Origin of the sequence: Microbacterium sp. KHB019, assembly GCF_037285405.1 — a bacterium.
In the GTDB taxonomy this organism is placed as follows: domain Bacteria; phylum Actinomycetota; class Actinomycetes; order Actinomycetales; family Microbacteriaceae; genus Microbacterium.
This window is the reverse complement of sequence record NZ_JBBDHF010000001.1, coordinates 643,823-663,887: the sequence shown is the minus strand read 5'-3', so window position 1 is coordinate 663,887 and position 20,065 is coordinate 643,823. Positions and strand designations below refer to the sequence as shown.

At 67.6% G+C, this 20,065-nt stretch carries 21 protein-coding genes; 15 read left to right on the top strand and 6 right to left on the bottom strand.

The genetic code is table 11. The features are described 5' to 3' along the window. Nucleotides 1–2: 2 nt before the first annotated feature. On the top strand, nt 3–647 hold the full coding sequence (locus tag KHB019_RS03320; protein WP_230103415.1) for an FMN reductase: 645 nt from the start codon (nt 3–5) through the stop codon (nt 645–647). Nucleotides 648–714: 67 nt separating this feature from the next. Here KHB019_RS03320 and KHB019_RS03315 read toward each other — a convergent pair whose 3' ends face one another. Continuing rightward, the gene (locus KHB019_RS03315; protein ID WP_230103414.1) at nt 715–894 is read right to left on the bottom strand and encodes a DUF5302 domain-containing protein; all 180 of its coding nucleotides are present in this window, start codon (nt 892–894) and stop codon (nt 715–717) included. Nucleotides 895–903: 9 nt separating this feature from the next. Next, nucleotides 904–1,524 carry a DedA family protein gene (locus tag KHB019_RS03310; protein ID WP_337458063.1) on the bottom strand — a complete coding sequence of 207 codons (621 nt, stop codon included), beginning with the start codon at nt 1,522–1,524 and terminating at the stop codon, nt 904–906. A 154-nt stretch (nt 1,525–1,678) separates the two neighbouring features. Here KHB019_RS03310 and KHB019_RS03305 point away from each other — a divergent pair, with 154 nt between their 5' ends. From KHB019_RS03305 to KHB019_RS03280, 6 genes are all read left to right on the top strand, one after another. Next, complete coding sequence (locus tag KHB019_RS03305) at nt 1,679–3,601, top strand: GDSL-type esterase/lipase family protein (protein ID WP_230103412.1); 1,923 nt, start codon at nt 1,679–1,681, stop codon at nt 3,599–3,601. A gap of 154 nt (nt 3,602–3,755) precedes the next feature. Further along, entirely contained in the window at nt 3,756–6,038 is a 2,283-nt protein-coding gene (locus tag KHB019_RS03300; protein WP_337458062.1) for a polyribonucleotide nucleotidyltransferase, read from the top strand. 183 nt (nt 6,039–6,221) lie between these two features. After that, nucleotides 6,222–7,250 (top strand): aldo/keto reductase, encoded by a 1,029-nt coding sequence (locus tag KHB019_RS03295; protein ID WP_230103410.1) that lies wholly within the window; start codon nt 6,222–6,224, stop codon nt 7,248–7,250. A gap of 79 nt (nt 7,251–7,329) precedes the next feature. Continuing rightward, a complete protein-coding gene (locus tag KHB019_RS03290; protein ID WP_325471442.1) occupies nt 7,330–7,932 on the top strand; it encodes a histidine phosphatase family protein in 603 nt (200 codons plus the stop codon). A gap of 19 nt (nt 7,933–7,951) precedes the next feature. After that, the gene (gene dapB / locus KHB019_RS03285; protein WP_325471443.1) at nt 7,952–8,698 is read left to right on the top strand and encodes a 4-hydroxy-tetrahydrodipicolinate reductase; all 747 of its coding nucleotides are present in this window, start codon (nt 7,952–7,954) and stop codon (nt 8,696–8,698) included. After that, the gene (locus KHB019_RS03280; RefSeq protein WP_230103407.1) at nt 8,698–9,135 is read left to right on the top strand and encodes a hypothetical protein; all 438 of its coding nucleotides are present in this window, start codon (nt 8,698–8,700) and stop codon (nt 9,133–9,135) included. Before dapB ends, KHB019_RS03280 begins: the two co-directional genes overlap by 1 nt. A gap of 25 nt (nt 9,136–9,160) precedes the next feature. Here the strand turns inward: KHB019_RS03280 and KHB019_RS03275 are convergent, their stop codons facing one another. The 3 genes from KHB019_RS03275 to KHB019_RS03265 all read right to left on the bottom strand — a co-directional run bounded on the left by KHB019_RS03275 (nt 9,161) and on the right by KHB019_RS03265 (nt 10,581). Continuing rightward, a complete protein-coding gene (locus tag KHB019_RS03275; RefSeq protein WP_325471444.1) occupies nt 9,161–9,586 on the bottom strand; it encodes an OsmC family protein in 426 nt (141 codons plus the stop codon). 69 nt (nt 9,587–9,655) lie between these two features. After that, entirely contained in the window at nt 9,656–10,135 is a 480-nt protein-coding gene (locus KHB019_RS03270; RefSeq protein ID WP_230103405.1) for a DUF4395 domain-containing protein, read from the bottom strand. Beyond that, a complete protein-coding gene (locus KHB019_RS03265) occupies nt 10,132–10,581 on the bottom strand; it encodes a thioredoxin family protein (protein WP_230103404.1) in 450 nt (149 codons plus the stop codon). Before KHB019_RS03265 ends, KHB019_RS03270 begins: the two co-directional genes overlap by 4 nt. A 78-nt stretch (nt 10,582–10,659) precedes the next feature. Between KHB019_RS03265 and KHB019_RS03260 the strand changes: the two genes are divergently transcribed. Genes KHB019_RS03260 through KHB019_RS03250 form a run of 3 tightly spaced genes read left to right on the top strand, consistent with a single transcriptional unit; the run spans nt 10,660 to nt 12,703 of the window. Beyond that, entirely contained in the window at nt 10,660–11,469 is an 810-nt protein-coding gene (locus KHB019_RS03260) for a thymidylate synthase (protein ID WP_337458061.1), read from the top strand. Continuing rightward, nucleotides 11,466–11,942: a dihydrofolate reductase gene (locus KHB019_RS03255; RefSeq protein ID WP_230103402.1), complete on the top strand. Its 477-nt coding sequence runs from the start codon at nt 11,466–11,468 to the stop codon at nt 11,940–11,942. The genes KHB019_RS03260 and KHB019_RS03255 overlap by 4 nt, the downstream gene beginning before the upstream one ends. Continuing rightward, complete coding sequence (locus tag KHB019_RS03250; protein ID WP_337458060.1) at nt 11,942–12,703, top strand: SDR family NAD(P)-dependent oxidoreductase; 762 nt, start codon at nt 11,942–11,944, stop codon at nt 12,701–12,703. Before KHB019_RS03255 ends, KHB019_RS03250 begins: the two co-directional genes overlap by 1 nt. Nucleotides 12,704–12,719: 16 nt before the next feature. Here the strand turns inward: KHB019_RS03250 and KHB019_RS03245 are convergent, their stop codons facing one another. Continuing rightward, the gene (locus KHB019_RS03245; protein ID WP_230103400.1) at nt 12,720–13,259 is read right to left on the bottom strand and encodes an NUDIX domain-containing protein; all 540 of its coding nucleotides are present in this window, start codon (nt 13,257–13,259) and stop codon (nt 12,720–12,722) included. A 55-nt stretch (nt 13,260–13,314) separates the two neighbouring features. On the opposite strand from KHB019_RS03245, the gene dapA reads away from it, so the two are divergent. The 5 genes from dapA (at nt 13,315) to KHB019_RS03220 (ending at nt 19,938) form a co-directional block, all read left to right on the top strand. Beyond that, a complete protein-coding gene (dapA, locus tag KHB019_RS03240; protein WP_230103399.1) occupies nt 13,315–14,292 on the top strand; it encodes a 4-hydroxy-tetrahydrodipicolinate synthase in 978 nt (325 codons plus the stop codon). A 78-nt stretch (nt 14,293–14,370) separates the two neighbouring features. Then, nucleotides 14,371–16,047, top strand: coding sequence for a ribonuclease J (locus tag KHB019_RS03235; protein ID WP_337458059.1), 1,677 nt, complete (start codon nt 14,371–14,373; stop codon nt 16,045–16,047). Between the two features lie 86 nt (nt 16,048–16,133). Next, nucleotides 16,134–18,881: an FtsK/SpoIIIE family DNA translocase gene (locus KHB019_RS03230; RefSeq protein ID WP_325471448.1), complete on the top strand. Its 2,748-nt coding sequence runs from the start codon at nt 16,134–16,136 to the stop codon at nt 18,879–18,881. Further along, nucleotides 18,881–19,459: a CDP-diacylglycerol--glycerol-3-phosphate 3-phosphatidyltransferase gene (gene pgsA, locus KHB019_RS03225; RefSeq protein ID WP_230103396.1), complete on the top strand. Its 579-nt coding sequence runs from the start codon at nt 18,881–18,883 to the stop codon at nt 19,457–19,459. The genes KHB019_RS03230 and pgsA overlap by 1 nt, the downstream gene beginning before the upstream one ends. After that, nucleotides 19,456–19,938 carry a CinA family protein gene (locus tag KHB019_RS03220; protein WP_230103395.1) on the top strand — a complete coding sequence of 161 codons (483 nt, stop codon included), beginning with the start codon at nt 19,456–19,458 and terminating at the stop codon, nt 19,936–19,938. Before pgsA ends, KHB019_RS03220 begins: the two co-directional genes overlap by 4 nt. Nucleotides 19,939–20,065 lie beyond the last annotated feature (127 nt).

Genomic DNA, 20,065 nt, shown 5'->3' with positions numbered 1-20,065 from the left:
TCATGACAGAGCGTCGCATCGCCGTCATCTCGGCAGGACTCTCCAACCCGTCATCGACCAGGATGCTGGCCGATCGACTGGCAGGTGAGACCGTGAAGCAGCTGGCGGAGCTCGACATCCAGGCGACCGTCGACGTGATCGAGCTGCGTGACCTCGCGCACGACATCACGAACAACCTGCTCACCGGATTCGCGCCCGCCGCACTGGAATCCGCGATCAATTCGGTGTACTCCGCCGATGCCCTGATCGCGGTGACGCCGATCTTCTCGACGAGCTATTCGGGGCTGTTCAAGTCGTTCATCGACGTGCTGGACCCCGACGCTCTCACCGGCAAACCAGTATTGATCGGCGCGAACGCCGGCACGCCGCGGCACTCGCTGGCGATCGACTACGCGATTCGTCCGCTGTTCGCGTACCTCCACGCCGAGACCGTCTCGACCGGCGTTTTCGCCGCATCCAGCGATTGGGGCGGCGCGGGCGACGACGTGGCACCGCTCAGCCGGCGCGTCGAGAAGGGTGCGCGGGAGCTCGCTGAGGCCATCTCGCGCAAGGAGGCGGCGACCTCGAGCGACCCGTTCGATCCGGCCAACTACCTGGGTGACGGGCGGTCCTTCGGCCATCTGCTCGGCGGGCTGGCAGGGGAGTGATCCGCGCAGACGCACCGACCGAGAAATGAAGGCGCCGGGCCCCAATGGGCCGGCGCCTTCTCGGTGGTCAACCGCTCTTACGTCGGAACTCGCGCCGCGTCTGCGGAGCATTCACCGAATGGACGGCTGAGTCGCCGTCCAGATGCGACTCGCCGTCGCGGTGGTGAGCGTTCTTCTTCTCGAGCGCTTCCTTGAACTTGCGCTTCATGTCCTCCGAGGGGGACGCTGCGCCTTCTTCGGTGCTCATGCGGTCAGCCTAGTCGGGCCGGACCGATGACCGAAAGCGTGCTCGTGCGCGATCGCGACGCCGGATGAGCAGATCGACCAGCGCGCCGATGACGATCGCGACGACGACGGAGACGAAGATGGCGACCATCGGTCCGCCGGGCAGGATCGCGGCGAACAGGGCTCCGACAGCGGCCTGATAGCTCGCCCAGCCCGCCGCTGCGAGCACGACAAGTGCGCAGTAGCGGGGGATCGGGATACGTGTCGCACCGGCGACCAGGTTCACGGCCAGACGCGCGAACGGAATGAATCGTGCGGTGAAGAGCACCACCGCAGTGCCGGACTGGAGTCGCTCGTGCGCCCACCGGCGAGCCTGCTGCACGCGTGCGGCGCGCATCCAGCGCCAGCGTTCGAGGCTGACCCACCGGCCGATCGCATAGCAGAGCATGTCGCCGCAGGCTGCGGCAGCGGTGGCGCAGAGCACCACCGCCCACAGCGGGGGAGCACCGGACTCGATCGACAGCGCCCCCAAAGCCGTGACGGCGACCTCGCCGGGGACGACGACGAAGAACGCGTCGCCGAGGACGAGCAGTGTCATCGCGATCAGCGCCCACGGGCCGTGGACGGCGTCGAGGAGGACGTCGGGGATCACGCCTTCACGATGCGCTTCGGAGGTGAACGGAAACGGAAGCGGGGACAGCCGGTGAAGGAAAGTCGTGCAACCGGTGAACTCTCGGCGTCAGGGGCTGTCGTGGCCCAGCCGGGCGCGTGTCGCGGGGCATCCTGACATCGTGAGAGTCGCAATCGTGACCGAATCATTTCTGCCGCACATGAACGGGGTGACCGGATCTGTGCTGCAGATCCTGCGACACCTCGAACGCACGGGCCATCAGGCTCACGTCATCGCCCCAGATGCCACGGGCATCCCGACCGCGATGCACGGCGCGACCATCGAAGCCGTCACCAGCCTGGCTCTGCCCGGGTATCGCAATGTCCGCGTCGGAGCTGTGACCGCTCAGCGCGTGGCATCCTCGCTGGCGCGCTTCCGGCCCGATGTCGTGCATCTGGCGTCGCCGTTCGCGCTCGGCTGGCGCGGCGTTCTGGCCGCCGGCCGACTGAACCTCCCCGCCGTCGCCGCGTACCAGACCGACGTCGCCGCCTACACCGAGCGCTACCGGCTCGCCGCCACCACGAACTTCGCGCAGAACCACATCACCCGACTGCATCGCCGTGCCACGCTCACACTGGCTCCGTCGTCTGAGTCGGAGCAGCAGCTCACTGCTCTCGGCGTCGACCGCGTCCGCCGGTGGGGCCGAGGAGTGGATGCCGAGCGATTCCACCCCGGAGCCAGGGATGAGCGGTGGCAGCGCCTCGGAGACGAGGCGATCGTCGGGTACGTCGGCCGCCTCGCAGCCGAGAAGCAGGTGGAGGACCTCCGGGTGCTGCACGGCGTGCCGGGTACCCGGCTCGTCATCGTCGGGGACGGTCCGTCACGCGCCCGCCTGCAGGCGGCCATGCCGGATGCCGTGTTCCTCGGCCACCTCGACGGTGACCGCCTCGCCACTGCGTTGGCGTCGTTCGACATCTTCGTGCATCCAGGCGAGAGCGAGACGTTCGGACAGACGCTGCAGGAGGCGCACGCCAGCGGCGTTCCCATCGTCGCCACCGGTCGTGGCGGACCTCTCGACCTCGTTCGGATGGGCATCGACGGCTGGCTGTACCGCCCGGGGGACCTCGAGGATCTGCGCATGCGCGTGACCGATCTCGCCGGTGACGCGCGCAAGCGGCGCGCCTTCGGTGCCGCTGGACGCGCCGCAGTCGAAGGGCGCAGCTGGACCGTCGTGTGCGATCAGCTGCTCGAGCACTTCGACCAGGCGCAGGAGCTCCAACGCGTCGATCGCTCCCTGCGCGCCCCGCGACTGCGCCGGCCCGAGCCGTCGACGCCGGCGCAGACGCGTCAGTGGCGGCGGTACGTCGCTCTCGGCGATTCGCTCACCGAGGGGCTGTGCGATCCGGGAACAGACGGAGCGCTGCGCGGGTGGGCGGATCGTCTTGCTCTGCTGCTCTCCGCCCGCGGCGGCATCCACTACGCGAACCTCGCCGTGCGCTCCAGGCGCGTGCGCGACGTGCACGGCGAGCAGCTGGCCAGGGCACGTGAGCTCCGACCCGACCTGGTGTCGATCCTGATCGGGGCGAATGACCTCGTGAAGTCCCACGCGGACGTGCCTGCTCTCGCAGCACGTGTCGACGAGACGGTTCGGGTGCTGCGCGAGGATGGTGCCGACGTGCTGCTCGTCACGCCGTTCCTTCCCGATCGCCGCGCCGCTGGTCTCTTCTCCGCCCGGTTCGCCGCGTTCGCCGTCCGGCTCGCCGAGACTGCGGCGCGCCATGGCGCCATCCTGCTCGACACCGATCTGCATCCGTCGCTTGCGGCGCGTCCGAACTGGGGCGAGGATCTGGTGCACCTCGGGAGCAGAGGACATCGCTTCCTCGCGTACTGCGCCGGTGATCTGCTCGGGGTGCCGCACGCCGAGACCCTCGGAGCGCTCGATGCGGTGCTGCACGAGGTCGACGCCACGACGAAGGCGACCTGGTGGCGTGAGCATGCCCTGCCGTGGGTCTGGCGCCGCATGCGCGGACGGGTCGCCGGCGACGGGCGGGTCGCCAAGCACGACGACTACGTGTACATCGGACGCTCGTCCAGCATGCGCAACGTCGAGGTCCGTTGAGGCTGGACCTTCGACGAGGCCAGGGAAGTCGGGCCTCGCGCTGATAGGCTGACATTGGATTGCTGTGCGCAATCCGCGTGCGCTGTGCGCACGGGTACGTATGACCTCGGTCGTCACACGGACGAACGAGTCTAAACAAAGAAGGAGAGACCTCTTGGAAGGTCCTGAAATCACTGCCGCCGAGGCCGTTCTCGACAACGGCCGCTTCGGCACTCGCACTGTCCGCTTCGAAACCGGTCGCCTCGCTCAGCAGGCACAGGGTTCGGTTGCGGCTTACCTCGACGGAGAGACGATGATTCTCTCCGCAACCAGCGCCGGCAAGCACCCGCGCGAAGGCTTCGACTTCTTCCCGCTCACCGTCGACGTCGAAGAGCGTTCGTACGCAGCGGGCAAGATCCCCGGTTCGTTCTTCCGTCGTGAGGGTCGTCCCTCGACTGAGGCGATCCTCGTCTGCCGTCTGATCGACCGTCCGCTGCGTCCGTCGTTCGTCGACGGCCTGCGCAACGAGGTCCAGATCGTCATCACCGTCCTGTCGATCGCCCCTGGCGAGTACTACGACGCACTGGCCATCAACGCGGCATCCGCGTCGACCCAGATTTCGGGTCTGCCGTTCTCCGGCCCGATCGCCGGTGTCCGCCTCGCGCTGATCCCCGGCCACGGCGAGAACGCCGACCAGTGGGTCGCGTTCCCGAACCAGGCCCAGGTCGAAGAGGCCGTGTTCGACCTCATGGTCGCCGGCCGCGTGGTCAAGAAGGCTGACGGCACCGAAGATGTCGCGATCATGATGGTCGAGGCCGAGGCCACCGAGAACAGCTGGAACCTCATCAAGGGCGGCGCCGTCAAGCCGAGCGAGGACATCGTCGCCGGTGGTCTCGAGGCCGCCAAGCCGTTCCTGAAGCAGCTCGTCGAGGCGCAGGCCGAGATGGCGTCGCACTCGTCGAAGGAGCCTGGTGTCTACCCGGTCTTCCCGGCGTACGAGCAGGCCACGTACGACTTCATCGCCGCATCAGCGACGGCAGACCTCGAGAAGGTCTACCAGATCGCAGACAAGGTCGAGCGTCAGAATGCCGATGACGAGGTCAAGGACCGTGTCAAGGCCGAGGTCGCCGCAGCCGTCGAGGCAGGCACGCTGCCCGAGTCCGCCGCAGGCGAGGTCTCCGGCGCGTACAAGTCCGTCACCAAGGGCATCGTCCGCGGACGCATCCTCTCCGAGGGCGTTCGCATGGACGGCCGTGGCCTCGCCGACATCCGTCCGCTCGACGCAGAGGTGCAGGTCATCCCGCGCGTTCACGGTTCGGCGATCTTCCAGCGCGGTGAGACCCAGATCATGGGCGTCACCACGCTGAACATGCTCAAGATGGAGCAGCAGATCGACTCGCTTTCGCCGACGACGAGCAAGCGCTACATGCACCACTACAACTTCCCGCCCTACTCGACCGGTGAGACCGGCCGTGTCGGGTCGCCGAAGCGTCGCGAGATCGGGCACGGCTTCCTCGCCGAGCGCGCCCTCGTGCCGGTGCTGCCCAGCCGTGAGGAGTTCCCGTACGCGATCCGCCAGGTGTCTGAGGCTCTCAGCTCCAACGGCTCGACGTCGATGGGCTCCGTGTGCGCGTCTACTCTGTCGCTGCTGAACGCCGGTGTGCCGCTGCGTGCGGCCGTCGCGGGCATCGCGATGGGCCTCGTCTCCGACGAGGTCGACGGCGAGACCCGTTACGCCGCGCTGACCGACATCCTCGGAGCCGAGGACGCCCTCGGTGACATGGACTTCAAGGTCGCAGGCACGAGCGAGTTCATCACCGCCATCCAGCTCGACACGAAGCTCGACGGCATCCCGTCCGATGTCCTCGCCGGCGCTCTGACGCAGGCCAAGGACGCACGTCTGACGATCCTGAGCGTCCTGAACGCCGCCATCGACGCTCCTGACGAGATGGCGCCGACCGCGCCTCGCGTCATCAGCGTTCAGATCCCGGTCGACAAGATCGGCGAGCTGATCGGCCCGAAGGGCAAGACGATCAACGCGATCCAGGACGAGACCGGCGCGCAGATCTCCATCGAGGAGGACGGCACCGTCTACATCGGCGCGACCGACGGCCCCTCGGCCGAGGCTGCTCGTGCTCAGGTGAACGCGATCGCCAACCCCACCAACCCGGAGGTCGGCGAACAGTTCCTCGGCACCGTCGTGAAGATCGCCTCGTTCGGCGCCTTCATCTCGCTGCTGCCCGGCAAGGACGGCCTGCTGCACGTCACCGAGGTGCGCAAGCTCGCCGGTGGCAAGCGCGTCGAGAACGTCGACGACGTCCTCTCGGTCGGCCAGAAGCTGCTCGTCAAGATCACCAAGATCGACGACCGCGGCAAGCTCTCGCTCGAGCCCGTGCTCGACGACGCTCCGGCCGAGGCGGCGGGCGACGCTGCTGAGACCGGGTCCGCAGACGCTTAAGTCATCCGAGAACGGCCCGGATTCCACCCGTCAGGTGCGGAATCCGGGCCGTTTCTCTGCCTGACGTGACCGAAACGTTATCGGAAGTTCCTCTCTCGTTAGCGCCAATGGACGGCGCCTTCGCCGTTCTCGCTTACCCTTTGAGTACGCACCCGCAGGGTGTGCACCTCGGGGGTGGTGAGGATGGGATTGTTCGGCGCAGGAACCGCTGATGCTCAGTCCGCACGTGCCCAGACCGGGGCACAGCACCCCTCAGCACCCATCCCGGTGGTCGGGCCGGGGGTGGGGGAGAGCATCCGGATCTCGCTCGGTGAGAGCGGCATTCAGATCTTCCCTCTCATGCTCGGGGCGGCGGAGTTCGGCTGGAACGTCGATCTCGAGACGAGCCACGCGATCCTCGACCGCTACGTGGAGTTCGGCGGCAACGCGATCCACACCGCTGACGGGTTCTCGGGCGGTCGCAGCGAGCACATCATCGGGCAGTGGCTGCGCTCACGCGGCCTGCGCGACCGCACCGTGCTCAGCGTGCGGATCGGCTCCCACGCCGACAACCCGGGGCTGGGGTCCACCAACCTCGTGCGCGCCGTGGAAGCATCCCTCACGCGGCTCGGTATCGAACGCATCGACGTGATCTATCTGGATGCCACGCTCGACCGCGACACGAACCTCGAAGACACTCTCGCCACAGTCGAGTGGCTCCGCGATGCCGGCAAGGTCGGCACGGTCGGGGCCTTCGGGCTCGCCCCGGAACGGCTGGTCGAGGCCCGGATCCTGGCATCGGCCGGGTACCCGCGCATCGAGGCGCTCGATGAGCCGTACAACCTCGTCCGTCGTGAGGCGTTCGAGGGCGACCTGCGGCTCGTCGCCGGGGCTCAGAGCCTCGCCGTGACGCCGTCGCATGCGCTCGAGCACGGGTTCCTCTCCGGACGGCATCGCAGCAAGGCGCACATGTCCCGGGGTGTGCGGGGCGAGCAGCTGCGTGGACACCTGAATCGTCGAGGCATCCGGATCCTCCGCGCGCTCGACCAGGTCGCGGCCGAGGTGGAGGCGCCCGTCGCCGCGGTGTCCATCGCGTGGCTTCTCGCGCAGCGCAGTGTCGTGGCACCGATCGTGAACACGTTCGCCACCGACCATGTCGACGAGCTCATGCAGGGCGCGGGGATCGCATTGTCGCGTACCCAGGTCGCCGAGCTCACTCGCGCCGGCAACTGATCGACACGAGCCGAGGCTCTCCGAACTCCGGCTAAGGTGGAATCGCCTCTGTAAAGGCTGGCGACGAAGCGAGCGGGTTGTGACGCACTACATATATCTGGTCAGACATGGTGAACATCAGGATGCCGAGCACGGTGTCGACGACGGACCCCTCTCCCCGCGGGGGCAGCGTCAAGCCGAGCTGATCGCCGATCGGCTCTCTGGGCTCCCGCTGGACGCCGTCTGGCATTCGCCGCTGCTGCGGGCAACCGAGACCGCTCGCGCGATCGCAGAGCGACTCCCGTCCGTGACGCCCGAGCCCTCAGCGCTCCTGTTCGACTGCGTGCCGACCGGCATGACGGAGGACACCCCAGCGGTGTACGAGTCATTCTTCGGCTCGGTCACCGACGCCGAGATCGAGGCGGGCAGCGCTCAGATGGCGGATGCCGTCAACGAGTTCCTCGTGCGCAAGCAGGGCGACGTCCACGAAGTCCTCATCACGCACAACTTCGTCATCGCGTGGTTCGTCCGAGAGGTCCTCGGCGCGCCGGACTGGCGCTGGATGACTCTCAACCAGGCGCATTGCGGGCTCACCGTGATCGGGCAGAAACAGGGGCGCCCCTGGACCCTGGTCAACCACAACGAGTTGAGCCACCTCCCGATGGAGCTGCGCACCGGCCTGCCGGACGCCATGCCGGTCTGAGCGCAAATAGACTGGTCGCATGACCAAGCAGGTTGCACTCGTCGGCGGCTCTGGCAAGCTCGGCACGATCATCCATCAGGTGATCGGCGAGCTCGACGGCTTCGACGTCGCCCGGGTGCTGAACTCGTCGAGCGACCTCCGTGAGCTCGACGGTGCCGACCTCGTCGTCGACGCCTCGACTCCGCAGGTGAGCGTCGACGTCGTCCGTGCGGCCATCGAGCGCGGCATCAACGTTCTGGTCGGAACATCCGGATGGTCGGCCGAGCGCATCGCGTTGATGCGTCCTCTTGTCGAGTCGGCCGGCACCGGAGCCGTCTTCATCCCGAACTTCTCGCTCGGCTCCGTGCTCGGTTCAGCCCTGGCCGCCGCCGCTGCGCCCTTCTTCGCCTCCGCCGAGATCATCGAAGCGCACCGGGACACGAAGGTGGACTCCCCGAGCGGCACGGCCGTGCGCACGGCCGAGCTGATCGCCGCAGCTCGAGGAGAGCAGGGCCCCGTCAGCGCGCCGCACGCCGACCAGCGTGCCCGTGGCCAGCAGGTCGCGAGCGTGCCGGTGCACTCCCTTCGACGCCCAGGAGTGATCGCCAGGCAGGATGTGATCCTCTCCGGCCCCGGCGAGTCTCTGATCATCACGCACGACACTGTCGAGTCCGCTCAGGCGTATGCCCCCGGCATCCGCCTCGCTGTGCCGTACGCCGCAGAGGCCCGCGGCGTCGTGGTCGGCCTCGAGAACATGATCGACATCGGAATCCAGGCGCGCTCGTGATGGCCAGAGCCGGTGTCATCGTCGTCGGGCTGTGCCTGATCCTTTATTTCGTCCTCACCGGCCAGTGGTCGTATCTGTACCTGACCAGCGGCGAACCCATCGGCATCGCCATGGGCGTCGCGCTCATCGTGCTGCCGTTGATCGGAGCATGGGCCCTCGTCCGCGAGATCCAGTTCGGCATCAGCGCGGATCGGCTCGGCACGCGGCTGGATGCCGAAGGCGGGATGCCGGCAGCGGAGACGGAGCTGAGCCCGAGCGGGCGCCTGGCGAAGTCGGACGCCGAGCCGCTCGTCCAGCGCTACACGGCCGAGGCTGAGGCTTCTGCGGCCGACTGGCGAGCCCGTTACCGCCTCGGTGTGGTGCAGGATGCCGCGGGGCGCCGCAAGGACGCCCGCGCGAGCATCCGCGAGGCGATCAGGCTCGCGAAGGTCCGCTGAATCGGTCCCTGAGCCTGTCGAAGGGTCAGGCGAGTGTCGCCTCGAGGGTGATCTCGATGCCTGAGAGCGCCTGAGACACCGGGCACCCTGTCTTCGCGCCCTCGGCGATCTCCTGGAACTGCTCCGCCGTGAGCCCTGGCACCTTCGCATTCACGTTCAGGTGGCTGCCGGTGATTCCGGTTCCCGGCTTGAACGTCACCGACGCCGTGGTGTCGACGCGCTCCGGCGGAGTGCCGTTCTCGGACAGCGCGTGCGAGAGCGCCATGCTGAAGCACGATGCGTGCGCTGCGGCGATGAGCTCTTCCGGCGTGGTGGTCGTCTCGGAGCCCTCGCTGCGCGACTTCCAATCGATGGGGAAGGTGCCGAGGTTCGACGACGAGAATCGAACGGTTCCCGATCCCTCCGTGAGAGAACCGGTCCAGGTCGTGGCTGCTTCGCTGGTGACGGGCATGATTCCTCCAGGGGTCGTGGCTGGTGTTCGGCCAGCCTATCGACCACGCGACCTGCGGGGAACCGGCGCTCAGACCGCGGGAGCCCGGCGACCGACCACCCCGGCACGCTGCAGCAGCAGGTAGATCTGGCATCCGAGGCAGAACGAGAAGGCGGCGTTGAGGAAGGCAGCGATGAAGGCGGCGCCGGTTGCGATCGGGAGCGCCAACGGAACCCCGATCAGATGCAGGACGAGTCCGATGCCGACAACCGCGAGTCCGACGCCCTGTGCGAAGCGCGGCGGCCGGGGGTCTTCCAACTCTGCGGGAGCCGACAGCCGTGGCCGGACGAACCGGCGGAAGATCGCCCCCCAGGGCGCCGTGCGCGGCCACGCCGCGCCCCAGAGGAACAGCAGGGCGATGATGAGGAGCAGCACGAAACCGGGGCCGAGGGCCCTGGGCGCCTCCGACAGGCCGACGAGGTTCAGCACCAGGGCTGCGAGCAGCAGCACGGACGTGATCGTCGCGGCGAAGCGGGGGCCTCTCGGATCGATTCCAGCGGGACCGGTCATGACTGCTCCTGATTCTGAAGGGGGGCCGACGGAGCGCCGACAAGAGCGCTGACGGCCTCATCGATCGACCGTCGATCCGGAACGCCTCCCCAGCGGGACACGACTCTGCCGGATGCATCGATGAGGATCGTCGTCGGTGTCTGCAGGACGTGGTATCTCGTCGCGAGGTCGCTGCGCGTGGTGAGGTCCACCTCGAGGTGGGGGATGCTCCGATTTCCGGCGATCTCGCCGAGCAGGCGCCGTACCTGCGGGCACCGCGCGCACAGCTCGGTGCTGAACTGCACGAGCGCGGCCGATGCAGGAAGCCCGCCGGGCAGGTCGTCGGCACGGACCAGGACGCCGCCGCCGGTGCGCGTGCGTCCGTCCTGCGCGCGGAGCGCGATCCCGGCCACGGCGGTGAGCACCACGAGAGCGCCGGCGATCAGAAGCGCGGTCGTGACGGACATGCTCCGAGGATAGGGCGACCACGCGGACCAGGGCGCGGATATGACCGCTCATGACGGACGCCGGGTATCGTGTGAGGCATGAGCGAAGCCGTCCCCACGCCGTACGAAGATCTGCTCCGAGACGTGCTCGAGACCGGCACGCACAAGGACGATCGCACCGGAACCGGCACCACCAGTGTCTTCGGTCGTCAGATCCGGTTCGACCTGTCGCAGGGCTTCCCGCTCATCACCACCAAGCGCGTGCATTTCAAGTCGATCGCCTACGAGCTGCTCTGGTTCCTGCGCGGAGACTCGAACGTGTCCTGGCTGCAGGAGAACGGCGTCACGATCTGGGACGAGTGGGCCGATGCCGACGGCGAGCTCGGGCCGGTGTACGGCGTGCAGTGGCGTTCGTGGCCGACACCGGACGGCGGTCACATCGACCAGCTGTCCCAGGTCGTCGAGCAGATCGGCGCGACACCGGATTCCCGGCGCCTCATCGTCTCGGCGTGGAATCCCGCCGACATCCCCGACATGGCCCTCGCGCCCTGCCACGCGCTCTTCCAGTTCTACGTCGCGGACGGCAGACTCTCGTGCCAGCTGTACCAGCGGAGCGCGGACATGTTCCTCGGCGTGCCGTTCAACATCGCCAGCTACGCGCTGCTGACGATGATGATCGCCCAACAGGCAGGTCTCGAGCCCGGCGACTTCGTCTGGACCGGCGGCGACTGCCACGTGTACGACAACCACGTCGACCAGGTGCGGGAGCAGCTCTCGCGTGAGGCATATCCGTACCCGACGCTGCGGTTCGCGCGGAAGCCGGAGTCCATCTTCGACTACGCGTACGACGATCTCGTCATCGAGGACTACCAGCACCACCCCGCGATCCGTGCGGCGGTGGCCGTATGACCTGGGTCGGTCTCATCTGGGCCGAGGCCGCCGGCGGCGTCATCGGTGCAGAGGGCGGGATGCCGTGGCACGTCCCGGAGGATCTGGCGCACTTCAAGGACGTCACGATCACCGCCCCGGTCGTGATGGGGCGCAAAACGTGGGACTCGTTGCCCGAGCGCTTCCGCCCGCTGCCCGGCCGCGAGAACATCGTGATCACGCGCCAGCAGGACTGGGAGGCGAAAGGCGCCAGCCGCGCGGCGGATCTGCCCGCCGCCGTCCGCGGTCTCGACAAGGTGTGGATCATCGGCGGGGCCGAGATCTTCGCCCAGGTGATCGGCGACGCCGACCGACTGGAGGTCACCGAGCTCGATCTCGAGGTGGCCGGAGACGCCTATGCACCTTCGAAGGAGGGTTGGCGGCTCGTCGACGAGGGGGAGTGGCGAACGTCCCGCAGCGGCATCCGCTACCGGTTCCTGGGGTACGAGCGCTGATGCCCGTCGCGCTGATCACGGGTGCGAGCGCCGGCCTCGGCGCTGAGTTCGCACGCCAGCTCGCCGCACGCGGTGCCGATCTCGTCGTCGTCGCACGCTCGGCCGGGTCGCTCGAGGCGTTGGCAGCGGAACTCCGCGAAGCGAACGGCATCGCCGTCGAGGTCCTCGCCGCAGACCTGGTGACCGCGGAAGGGATGCAGAGCGTCGTGACCCGCGTCAGTGACACGGAGCATCCGATCGACGTCCTCGTGAACAACGCCGGATTCGGACTCCCGCTGCACTTCGCAGACAACGACATCGAAGACGAGGTGCGGCACCTTCGCATCCACGTCGAAGCGCCGATGCGGCTCATGCACGCCGCGCTCGGCGCGATGCGCGGTCGCGGCGGGCGGATCATCAACGTGGCATCCGTCGCCGGATTCATCTCCAGGTCGACCTATTCGGCGTGCAAGCAGTGGCTGATCGGCTTCAGCCGATGGGCGAACGCGGAGTACTCCCGTGACGGCGTGACGGTGACCGCGGTGTGTCCAGGATTCACGCACACGACCTTCCATGAGCGGATGGGCCTCGCACCGGGTCACGAGGGGATCCCCGCAATCGGGTGGCTGAACGCGCCGGACGTCGTCCGTCAAGGGCTCAGAGATGCCGCACGCGGCAAGGCCGTGTCCGTCCCTTCGCTCCGCTACAAGGCGGTCGTGGCGCTGACGCGCGTGCTGCCGTCGGCGCTCACGGCAGGCGCCGCTCGCCGCGGGCGCGTCTGAACCGCGGGCTGCCCCGTTACACGAATCGTCCGAGATGGATGCCGGCGTATGCCAGCGCAGCCACGGTCTCACCGTCGGTGATGCGGCCGTCGGCCACCATGGCCAGCGCGTCTGAGAACGGCACCCATGACACCTCTTCGATGCCTTCGTCCTCGGCATCCTCCACGTCGGCGGCGGCGCCGCTCAGGCCGCGCGCGAGGAACACGTGCTCCGGCGCGACCGTGACTCCGTTCAAGGCGTTCATGGTGCCGATCGGCGTCCACTGCTCAGCCTGCAGGCCGGTCTCTTCGCGCAACTCTCGCTGCGCGGCGGTCAGCGGATCCTCGCCGTCGCTGCCGCCGGCAGGGACCTCGATGGATCGCCCCACCGTGTAGCGGTCGAGGGTGACGAGGCAGACCCGGTCGGTCTCATCCAGAGCCACGATGAACACGGCGGGGTTGCGCAGGGTCACGACGCCGTAGATGCCGTCGCCGGCAGGCCCGGTCACGGCGTCCTCTCGAACGGAGATCCACGGATTCTCGTACACGACGCGGGAATCCTCGGTCTGCCAGGTCATGAACGCGAGCCTATCCGGCGCGGTCAGGCAGGGCCGAAACCGATACGCTGGGAGCATGACGCACTCGGACAACCCCTTCGGTCAGGTCCTCGTCGCGCTCGTCACTCCGATGACGGCAGACGGCGAAGTCGATTGGGCCGCCACCGAGAAGCACATGGATGACGTGATCGGCGCCGGTGCGGACGGCATCGTCGTCACCGGCACGACGGGGGAGACATCGACCCTCACCGACCCGGAGAAGCTCAAGCTCGTCGAGGTGGGCCGATCGGTGTCCGCCGGACGCGCGAAGATCATCACGGGCGGTGGATCGAACGAGACGGCGCACGCCATCGAGCTGTACAAAGCCAGCGAGAAGGCCGGCGCCGACGGCATCATGATCGTCACGCCTTACTACAACAAGCCCACGCAGGCCGGCATCCTCACGCACTTCCGACTCGTCGCCGATGCCACCGATCTGCCGGTCATCCTCTACGACATCCCAGGCCGAACGGGCGTCCCGATCAAGTACGAGACGATCCTGCGCCTGGCCAAGCATCCCAACATCCTCGCCGTGAAGGACGCCAAGGGCGACTTCAGCGAGGTCAGCCGAGTGCTGAACCAGACCGACTTGATGTACTTCTCCGGTGACGACGCCAATGTGCTCCCGCACCTGGCGATCGGCGCGTCCGGTCTCATCGGCGTGACCGCGAACATCACCGCGGCGCCGTATCGCACGATCATGGATGCCGTGAACCGCGGCGACCTCGCAACCGCGACGGCCGAGCACAAGCGCCTGGAGCCGCTGGTGCGGGCCACGATGACCCACGTGCCCGGCACTGTTTCGGCGAAGTACATCCTGCACGGCCTCGGCCGCATCTCCAGCCCCCGCGTCCGCCTGCCCCTGGTGGGGCCGGAGGAGTGGGAGGCCGCTCTCATCGAGGACGAGCTGGCTCTCGTCAAGGATGTGACCGGCGCTGATTTCTCGAACTTCCGCCCCGACCGCAATGCGGCCGCCGGCGGCGCGCTTCCGAAGGTGCACGGCACCACCCGCTGACACATACGTGAAGGCGACGGGCGCAGAAGGCGCCCACAGCAACACGAGCACCGCAGGTGCTCGACTGAGGAGACATGAATGTCCATGCCCATCGCCGCCCCTGAACAGCTCGCGGAGGGAACGCTCCGCATCATCCCGCTCGGCGGGCTCGGCGAGGTCGGCCGCAACATGACGACCTTCGAGTTCGACGGCAAGATCCTCATCGTGGACTGCGGAGTGCTGTTCCCCGAGGATCACCAGCCAGGTGTCGACCTGATCCTGCCGGACTTCGAGCCGATCAAGGACCGCCTCGACGACATCGTCGGCGTCGTGCTCACGCACGGTCACGAGGACCACATCGGCGCGGTCCCGTACCTGCTCCGCCTGAAGAGCGACATCCCGCTGATCGGCTCGGGTCTGACGCTGGCTCTCGTCGAGGCGAAGCTCAAGGAGCATCGGATCAAGCCCTTCACCCTCACGGTGAAGGAGGGGCAGCACGAGAAGGTCGGACCGTTCGACCTCGAGTTCGTCGCGGTGAACCACTCGATTCCGGACGCCCTCGCCGTCGCGATCCGCACTCCGGCCGGCCTCGTCCTCGCAACAGGCGACTTCAAGATGGACCAGCTGCCGCTGGACGGTCGCATCACCGACCTGCGCGCCTTCTCGCGTCTCGGTGAAGAGGGCGTCGACCTGTTCCTCGTCGACTCCACCAACGCCGATGTCCCTGGCTTCACGCCGACGGAGCGCTCGATCGGGCCGGTGCTCGATCAGGTGATCGCCAAGGCGCAGCGGCGAGTGATCGTCGCGAGCTTCTCGAGCCACGTTCATCGCGTGCAGCAGGTGCTCGACGCCGCTCACGCGAACGGCCGCCGCGTCGCACTGCTCGGCCGCAGCATGGTCCGCAACATGGGCATCGCCGCAGACCTCGGCTACCTGAAGGTGCCGGAGAACGTGCTCATCGACTACAAGAAGGCCAAGGACCTGCCAGACGACAAGATCGTCTACATGTCGACGGGATCCCAGGGCGAGCCGATGGCCGTGCTCAGTCGCATGGCGAACCTGGATCACGCGATCGAGCCGGGGGAGGGGGACACCGTCATCCTCGCCTCGAGCCTCATCCCCGGCAACGAGAACGCGGTGTACCGCGTGATCGACGGCCTCACCAAGCTCGGTGCGAACGTCGTGCACAAGGCCAACGCCCGTGTGCACGTCTCCGGTCACGCCGCCGCCGGCGAGCTGATCTACTGCTACAACATCCTCAAGCCGAAGAACGTGCTCCCCGTGCACGGCGAGTACCGGCACCTGATGGCGAACGCCAAGCTCGCCCAGGAGACAGGGATCCCGGTCGAGAACACGTTCCTCGCGTCGAACGGCACGATCATCGACCTCAAGGCCGGTGACGCGCGCGTCGCCGGCCAGTACGACATCGGCTTCGTGTACGTCGACGGCTCCACGGTCGGCGAGATCACGGACGCCGACCTCAAGGACCGCCGGATCCTGGGCGAGGAGGGCTTCGTCTCGATCATCGTCGTGGTGGATGCCGCCACCGGGCGCATCATCACGGGCCCTGAGATCCACGCCCGAGGGATCGCCGAGGACGATGCGGTGTTCGAGGACGTCGTGCCGAAGATCGTCGCAGCGCTCAAGGAGGCGTCCGGCAACGGCGTCCGCGACACGCACGCGCTCTCGCAGGTCGTCCGTCGCACGATCGGACGCTGGGTCAACCAGAAGCTGCGCCGTCGTCCGATGATCGTCCCTCTCGTCATCGAAGCCTGATCGTCACGGTTCGTTCGGGCTGCCGGATCGTCTGGAAAGCCGCGTCATTACGCGGCTGTGTCGGCACCCGAACGTAGTCTGTGGGTATGGCCAGGAGCACCACGAAGACCTCGCGCGCGTCGGAGAAGACTCAGGCGCGCGCCAAGGGGCAGACGGCTCCGACGAAGAAGATCCCGGCTGCTCCGAAGAAGTACATCGACGAGGACGACAAGCCCGCGCTCATCGTGCGCGCATGGACCGGACTCGCGCACGGCGTCGGCGGGCTGTTCCGGGCGTTCGGCCCCGAGGCTCTCGAGAAGGACCAGCGTCGTGACGGGTTCCCGTTCCTGCTGGTGATCCTGGCCTGCCTCGGCGCGGTCGACGAGTGGTTCTTCATCGGCAACGAGATCGCGCAGAACATCAGCGCGTACACCGTCGGCGGGCTGATCGGCCGCACCGCGTTCCTCATGCCGGTGATGCTGCTGATCCTCGCAGGGTGGCTGTTCCGGCATCCGTCTTCCGTCCACGACAACGGTCGCATCGGCATCGGCTTCGGCCTGTTCGTCATCTCGATCGCCGGCATCTGCCACGTGGCCGGCGGACAGCCGGAGCCCAAGCAGGGCATGCCGGCGCTCAGCGCCGCAGGAGGACTGTTCGGCTGGATGCTGGGCGAGCCGCTGTCGTATCTGACCGACATTGTCGCCTATATCGTTCTGGGGCTGCTGGCGCTGCTCAGCATCCTGATCATCACCAAGACTCCGCCGAACAAGATCGGCGCGCGTCTCGGCGATCTGTACGCCTGGATGTTCGGCGCCGAGCGCCCGGAGAGAGCGGAGAGCGGCAGCGCCGATGGCGATTCGGGTGACCTCGTCGAGATCGCCGAGGACGAGTCCCTGCCGTGGTGGCGTCGTAACAAGAGCGGTCGCGAAGAGGACCCGGACGAAGGGATCGGCTCGCAGGATCTGACCGAGCTGCTCACGCCGACGGACGAGCCGTACGACAACAACGCCTACGACCAGGCCGTGATCCTGGCCGACGCTTCGGATGCCGCTACCGAAGTGCTCACCGACGTCGAGGGCGTCATGGCTGGCCTCGGCAAGCACGGCAGCACCGCGCTGCTCGACGACTCCGGTGACACCGGCGAACAGCCGGAGCTCCCAGGCCTCTCCGGTTTCGGCACAGAGGGCCCCGGCGACCGGGGTCTGCAGGCGCCCAGCACTCCGTACGTCCTCCCGTCGCCCGGCGTACTGAGCGAGGGCCCCCCGTCCGTCGCACGCTCCGAGGCGAACGACAGGATCGTCGAGCAGATCACGAGCGTGCTGACCCAGTTCAAGGTCGACGCCAAGGTGACCGGCTTCTCGCGCGGCCCGACGGTGACGCAGTACGAGGTCGAGGTCGGCCACGGCGTCAAGGTCGAGAAGATCACTCAGCTCAGCAACAACATCGCCTATGCCGTGGCATCCAACGACGTGCGCATCCTCTCGCCGATCCCCGGCAAGAGCGCGATCGGCATCGAGATCCCGAACACCGACCGCGAGACCGTCGCCCTCGGCGACGTGATCCGCTCCGCAGCCGCGCAGAAGAGCGCTCATCCGCTCACAGTCGGCGTCGGCAAGGACGTCGGCGGCAACTTCGTCGTGGCGAACCTCGCCAAGATGCCGCACCTGCTGGTGGCAGGGTCCACGGGATCGGGTAAGTCGAGCTTCGTGAACTCGATGATCACGAGCCTGCTGATGCGCGCGCGCCCGGCTGACGTGCGCATGGTCCTGATCGACCCCAAGCGCGTGGAGCTCACCAGCTACGCGGGTGTGCCCCACCTGATCACGCCCATCATCACCAATCCGAAGAAGGCCGCAGAGGCTCTGCAGTGGGTGGTGAAGGAGATGGACATGCGGTACGACGACCTCGCGTCGTTCGGATTCCGTCACATCGATGACTTCAACAAGGCCGTCCGCGCCGGTGAGGTCGAGGTGCCGGTCGGCAGTGAACGCGTGCTCAAGCCGTACCCGTATCTGCTCGTCGTGGTCGACGAGCTCGCCGACCTCATGATGGTCGCCCCGCGCGACGTCGAGGACTCGATCGTGCGCATCACGCAGCTCGCCCGCGCGTCCGGTATCCACCTGGTCCTCGCGACGCAGCGTCCGAGCGTCGACGTCGTCACCGGTCTCATCAAGGCCAACGTGCCCTCCCGCCTGGCATTCGCCGTGACGAGCGTCACGGACAGCCGGGTCATCCTCGACGCGCCAGGTGCCGACAAGCTCATCGGCCAGGGCGATGCCCTGTTCTCGCCGATGGGATCGTCAAAGCCGTTCCGGCTGCAGGGCGCCTGGGTCGAGGAGAGCGAGATCGACGCCGTCGTCAAGCACGTGACGGCCCAGGCGCGACCCGAGTACCGCGCTGACGTTCAAGAGGCGATGGATCCGGCGAAGAAGAAAGAGGTCGACGAAGACATCGGCGACGACCTCGAGGTGCTGCTCGCCGCGGCCGAGCTCGTCGTGTCGTCGCAGTTCGGCTCGACGTCGATGCTGCAGCGCAAGCTCCGCGTCGGCTTCGCGAAGGCGGGCCGCCTGATGGACCTGCTCGAATCCCGCGAGATCGTCGGGCCGTCCGAGGGGTCGAAGGCGCGCGACGTGCTCGTGACCGCCGAGCAGCTGCCTGCGGTGATGGCGAAGCTCCGCGGGCAGGATGCCCCGGCTTCTGCCGCGCCCGCTGCCCCTGCTGCCGCTGCTGCGGCCCCGGCTGCCGAGTCCGTCGACTACGGGCGCGATCCGATCGAGGCGCAGTTCGACGGGAAGCCCGTAGTCGACGAGGACCAGGGCGATGAAGACGCCTGGGGTCTGACGGGTCGCGATTGATGGCCATCCCACGGCAGTTGCCGAACGCGATCACGATCGCCCGCATCCCGCTCGCCGTCGTCTTCTTCGTGCTTCTCCTGCTCGGCGGCACGTACGGGGCCGAGGACGTGGTCATCCGCTGGGTCGCCGGCGCCCTGTTCGTGCTGGCGATCTCGACCGACTGGGTCGACGGATACCTTGCGCGCAGGTACGACATCGTCAGCGACTTCGGCAAGCTCTGGGACCCGATCGCTGACAAGCTGCTCACCGGTGCCGGATTCGTCGGACTCGCCATCCTCGCGGAGTGGCCCTGGTGGGTCGTCATCGTCATCCTCATCCGCGAGTGGGGCATCACGGTGCACCGCTTCATCGTCGCCGGCAATCACATCGTGGCTGCGGCGTGGATGGGCAAGCTCAAGACCGCATTCCAGGGTGTCGCGCTCGGTTGGTGGCTCCTGCCGCTGCATCAGTGGATCGGCATGGACTGGTGGACCGGCATCGGCATCGTGCTGATGTACGCCACCCTCGTGCTCACCGTCGCAAGCGGCGTCGACTACGTCATCTCGCAGGTGCGCGGATCTCGCGCAGACCGAGCATGAGCGAGGCCGCACGGCTGATCGCGGCGCTGACCGCGCGTGGTTGGACGCTCGGAGTGGCCGAGTCCCTCAGCGGCGGAGCGCTCACGGCTGAGATCGTCTCCGTACCGGGCGCCTCCGCTACGCTGCTGGGCGGAGTGGTCGCCTACGCGACGCCGGTGAAGGCGTCTCTGCTGGGCGTGGATGCTGCCTTCCTGGACGAGTACGGACCTGTGCGCGCCGAAGTCGCCGCGCAGATGGCGATCGGCGTGCGGACAGCCGTTCAGGTGGATGGTCGCCCGGCGGACATGGGCATCTCGACCACCGGTATCGCCGGACCGGACTCGCCGGACGGACAGCCGGTCGGTACCGTCCACATCGCCGTCGCGACGTCTGACGGCGTGCGCACCGAGGAGTTCCGTTTCGCCGGCGATCGGGCAGCCATCCGTGCCGAGTCGGTTGGCGCAGCGATCGCAATGGCACTGGCGACGCTCGGGGAATAGCCGACCGGAGGTTCGCGTTCTCACACATGTGTCGTTCTCAACGAAACCACAGCGTGAAACGGTAGCGTTTTCAGCAGGGAGTCGCGTTAGACTGGCGATCCGCTCGGAGGAGACTCCGGTGACGCGA

What these genes read in the sequence shown, in the direction of transcription:
- KHB019_RS03275 (WP_325471444.1), bottom strand. Translation starts at nt 9,586, where the DNA reads ATGCCCGTCACCAGCGAAGCAGCCACGACCTGGACCGGTTCTCTCACG.
- KHB019_RS03220 (WP_230103395.1), top strand. Translation starts at nt 19,456, where the DNA reads ATGAGCGAGGCCGCACGGCTGATCGCGGCGCTGACCGCGCGTGGTTGG.
- pgsA (WP_230103396.1), top strand. Translation starts at nt 18,881, where the DNA reads ATGGCCATCCCACGGCAGTTGCCGAACGCGATCACGATCGCCCGCATC.
- KHB019_RS03265 (WP_230103404.1), bottom strand. Translation starts at nt 10,581, where the DNA reads ATGTCCGTCACGACCGCGCTTCTGATCGCCGGCGCTCTCGTGGTGCTC.
- KHB019_RS03245 (WP_230103400.1), bottom strand. Translation starts at nt 13,259, where the DNA reads ATGACCTGGCAGACCGAGGATTCCCGCGTCGTGTACGAGAATCCGTGG.
- dapA (WP_230103399.1), top strand. Translation starts at nt 13,315, where the DNA reads ATGACGCACTCGGACAACCCCTTCGGTCAGGTCCTCGTCGCGCTCGTC.
- KHB019_RS03295 (WP_230103410.1), top strand. Translation starts at nt 6,222, where the DNA reads ATGGGATTGTTCGGCGCAGGAACCGCTGATGCTCAGTCCGCACGTGCC.
- KHB019_RS03250 (WP_337458060.1), top strand. Translation starts at nt 11,942, where the DNA reads ATGCCCGTCGCGCTGATCACGGGTGCGAGCGCCGGCCTCGGCGCTGAG.
- KHB019_RS03315 (WP_230103414.1), bottom strand. Translation starts at nt 894, where the DNA reads ATGAGCACCGAAGAAGGCGCAGCGTCCCCCTCGGAGGACATGAAGCGC.
- KHB019_RS03230 (WP_325471448.1), top strand. Translation starts at nt 16,134, where the DNA reads ATGGCCAGGAGCACCACGAAGACCTCGCGCGCGTCGGAGAAGACTCAG.
- dapB (WP_325471443.1), top strand. Translation starts at nt 7,952, where the DNA reads ATGACCAAGCAGGTTGCACTCGTCGGCGGCTCTGGCAAGCTCGGCACG.
- KHB019_RS03270 (WP_230103405.1), bottom strand. Translation starts at nt 10,135, where the DNA reads ATGACCGGTCCCGCTGGAATCGATCCGAGAGGCCCCCGCTTCGCCGCG.
- KHB019_RS03280 (WP_230103407.1), top strand. Translation starts at nt 8,698, where the DNA reads ATGGCCAGAGCCGGTGTCATCGTCGTCGGGCTGTGCCTGATCCTTTAT.
- KHB019_RS03235 (WP_337458059.1), top strand. Translation starts at nt 14,371, where the DNA reads ATGTCCATGCCCATCGCCGCCCCTGAACAGCTCGCGGAGGGAACGCTC.
- KHB019_RS03320 (WP_230103415.1), top strand. Translation starts at nt 3, where the DNA reads ATGACAGAGCGTCGCATCGCCGTCATCTCGGCAGGACTCTCCAACCCG.
- KHB019_RS03260 (WP_337458061.1), top strand. Translation starts at nt 10,660, where the DNA reads ATGAGCGAAGCCGTCCCCACGCCGTACGAAGATCTGCTCCGAGACGTG.
- KHB019_RS03255 (WP_230103402.1), top strand. Translation starts at nt 11,466, where the DNA reads ATGACCTGGGTCGGTCTCATCTGGGCCGAGGCCGCCGGCGGCGTCATC.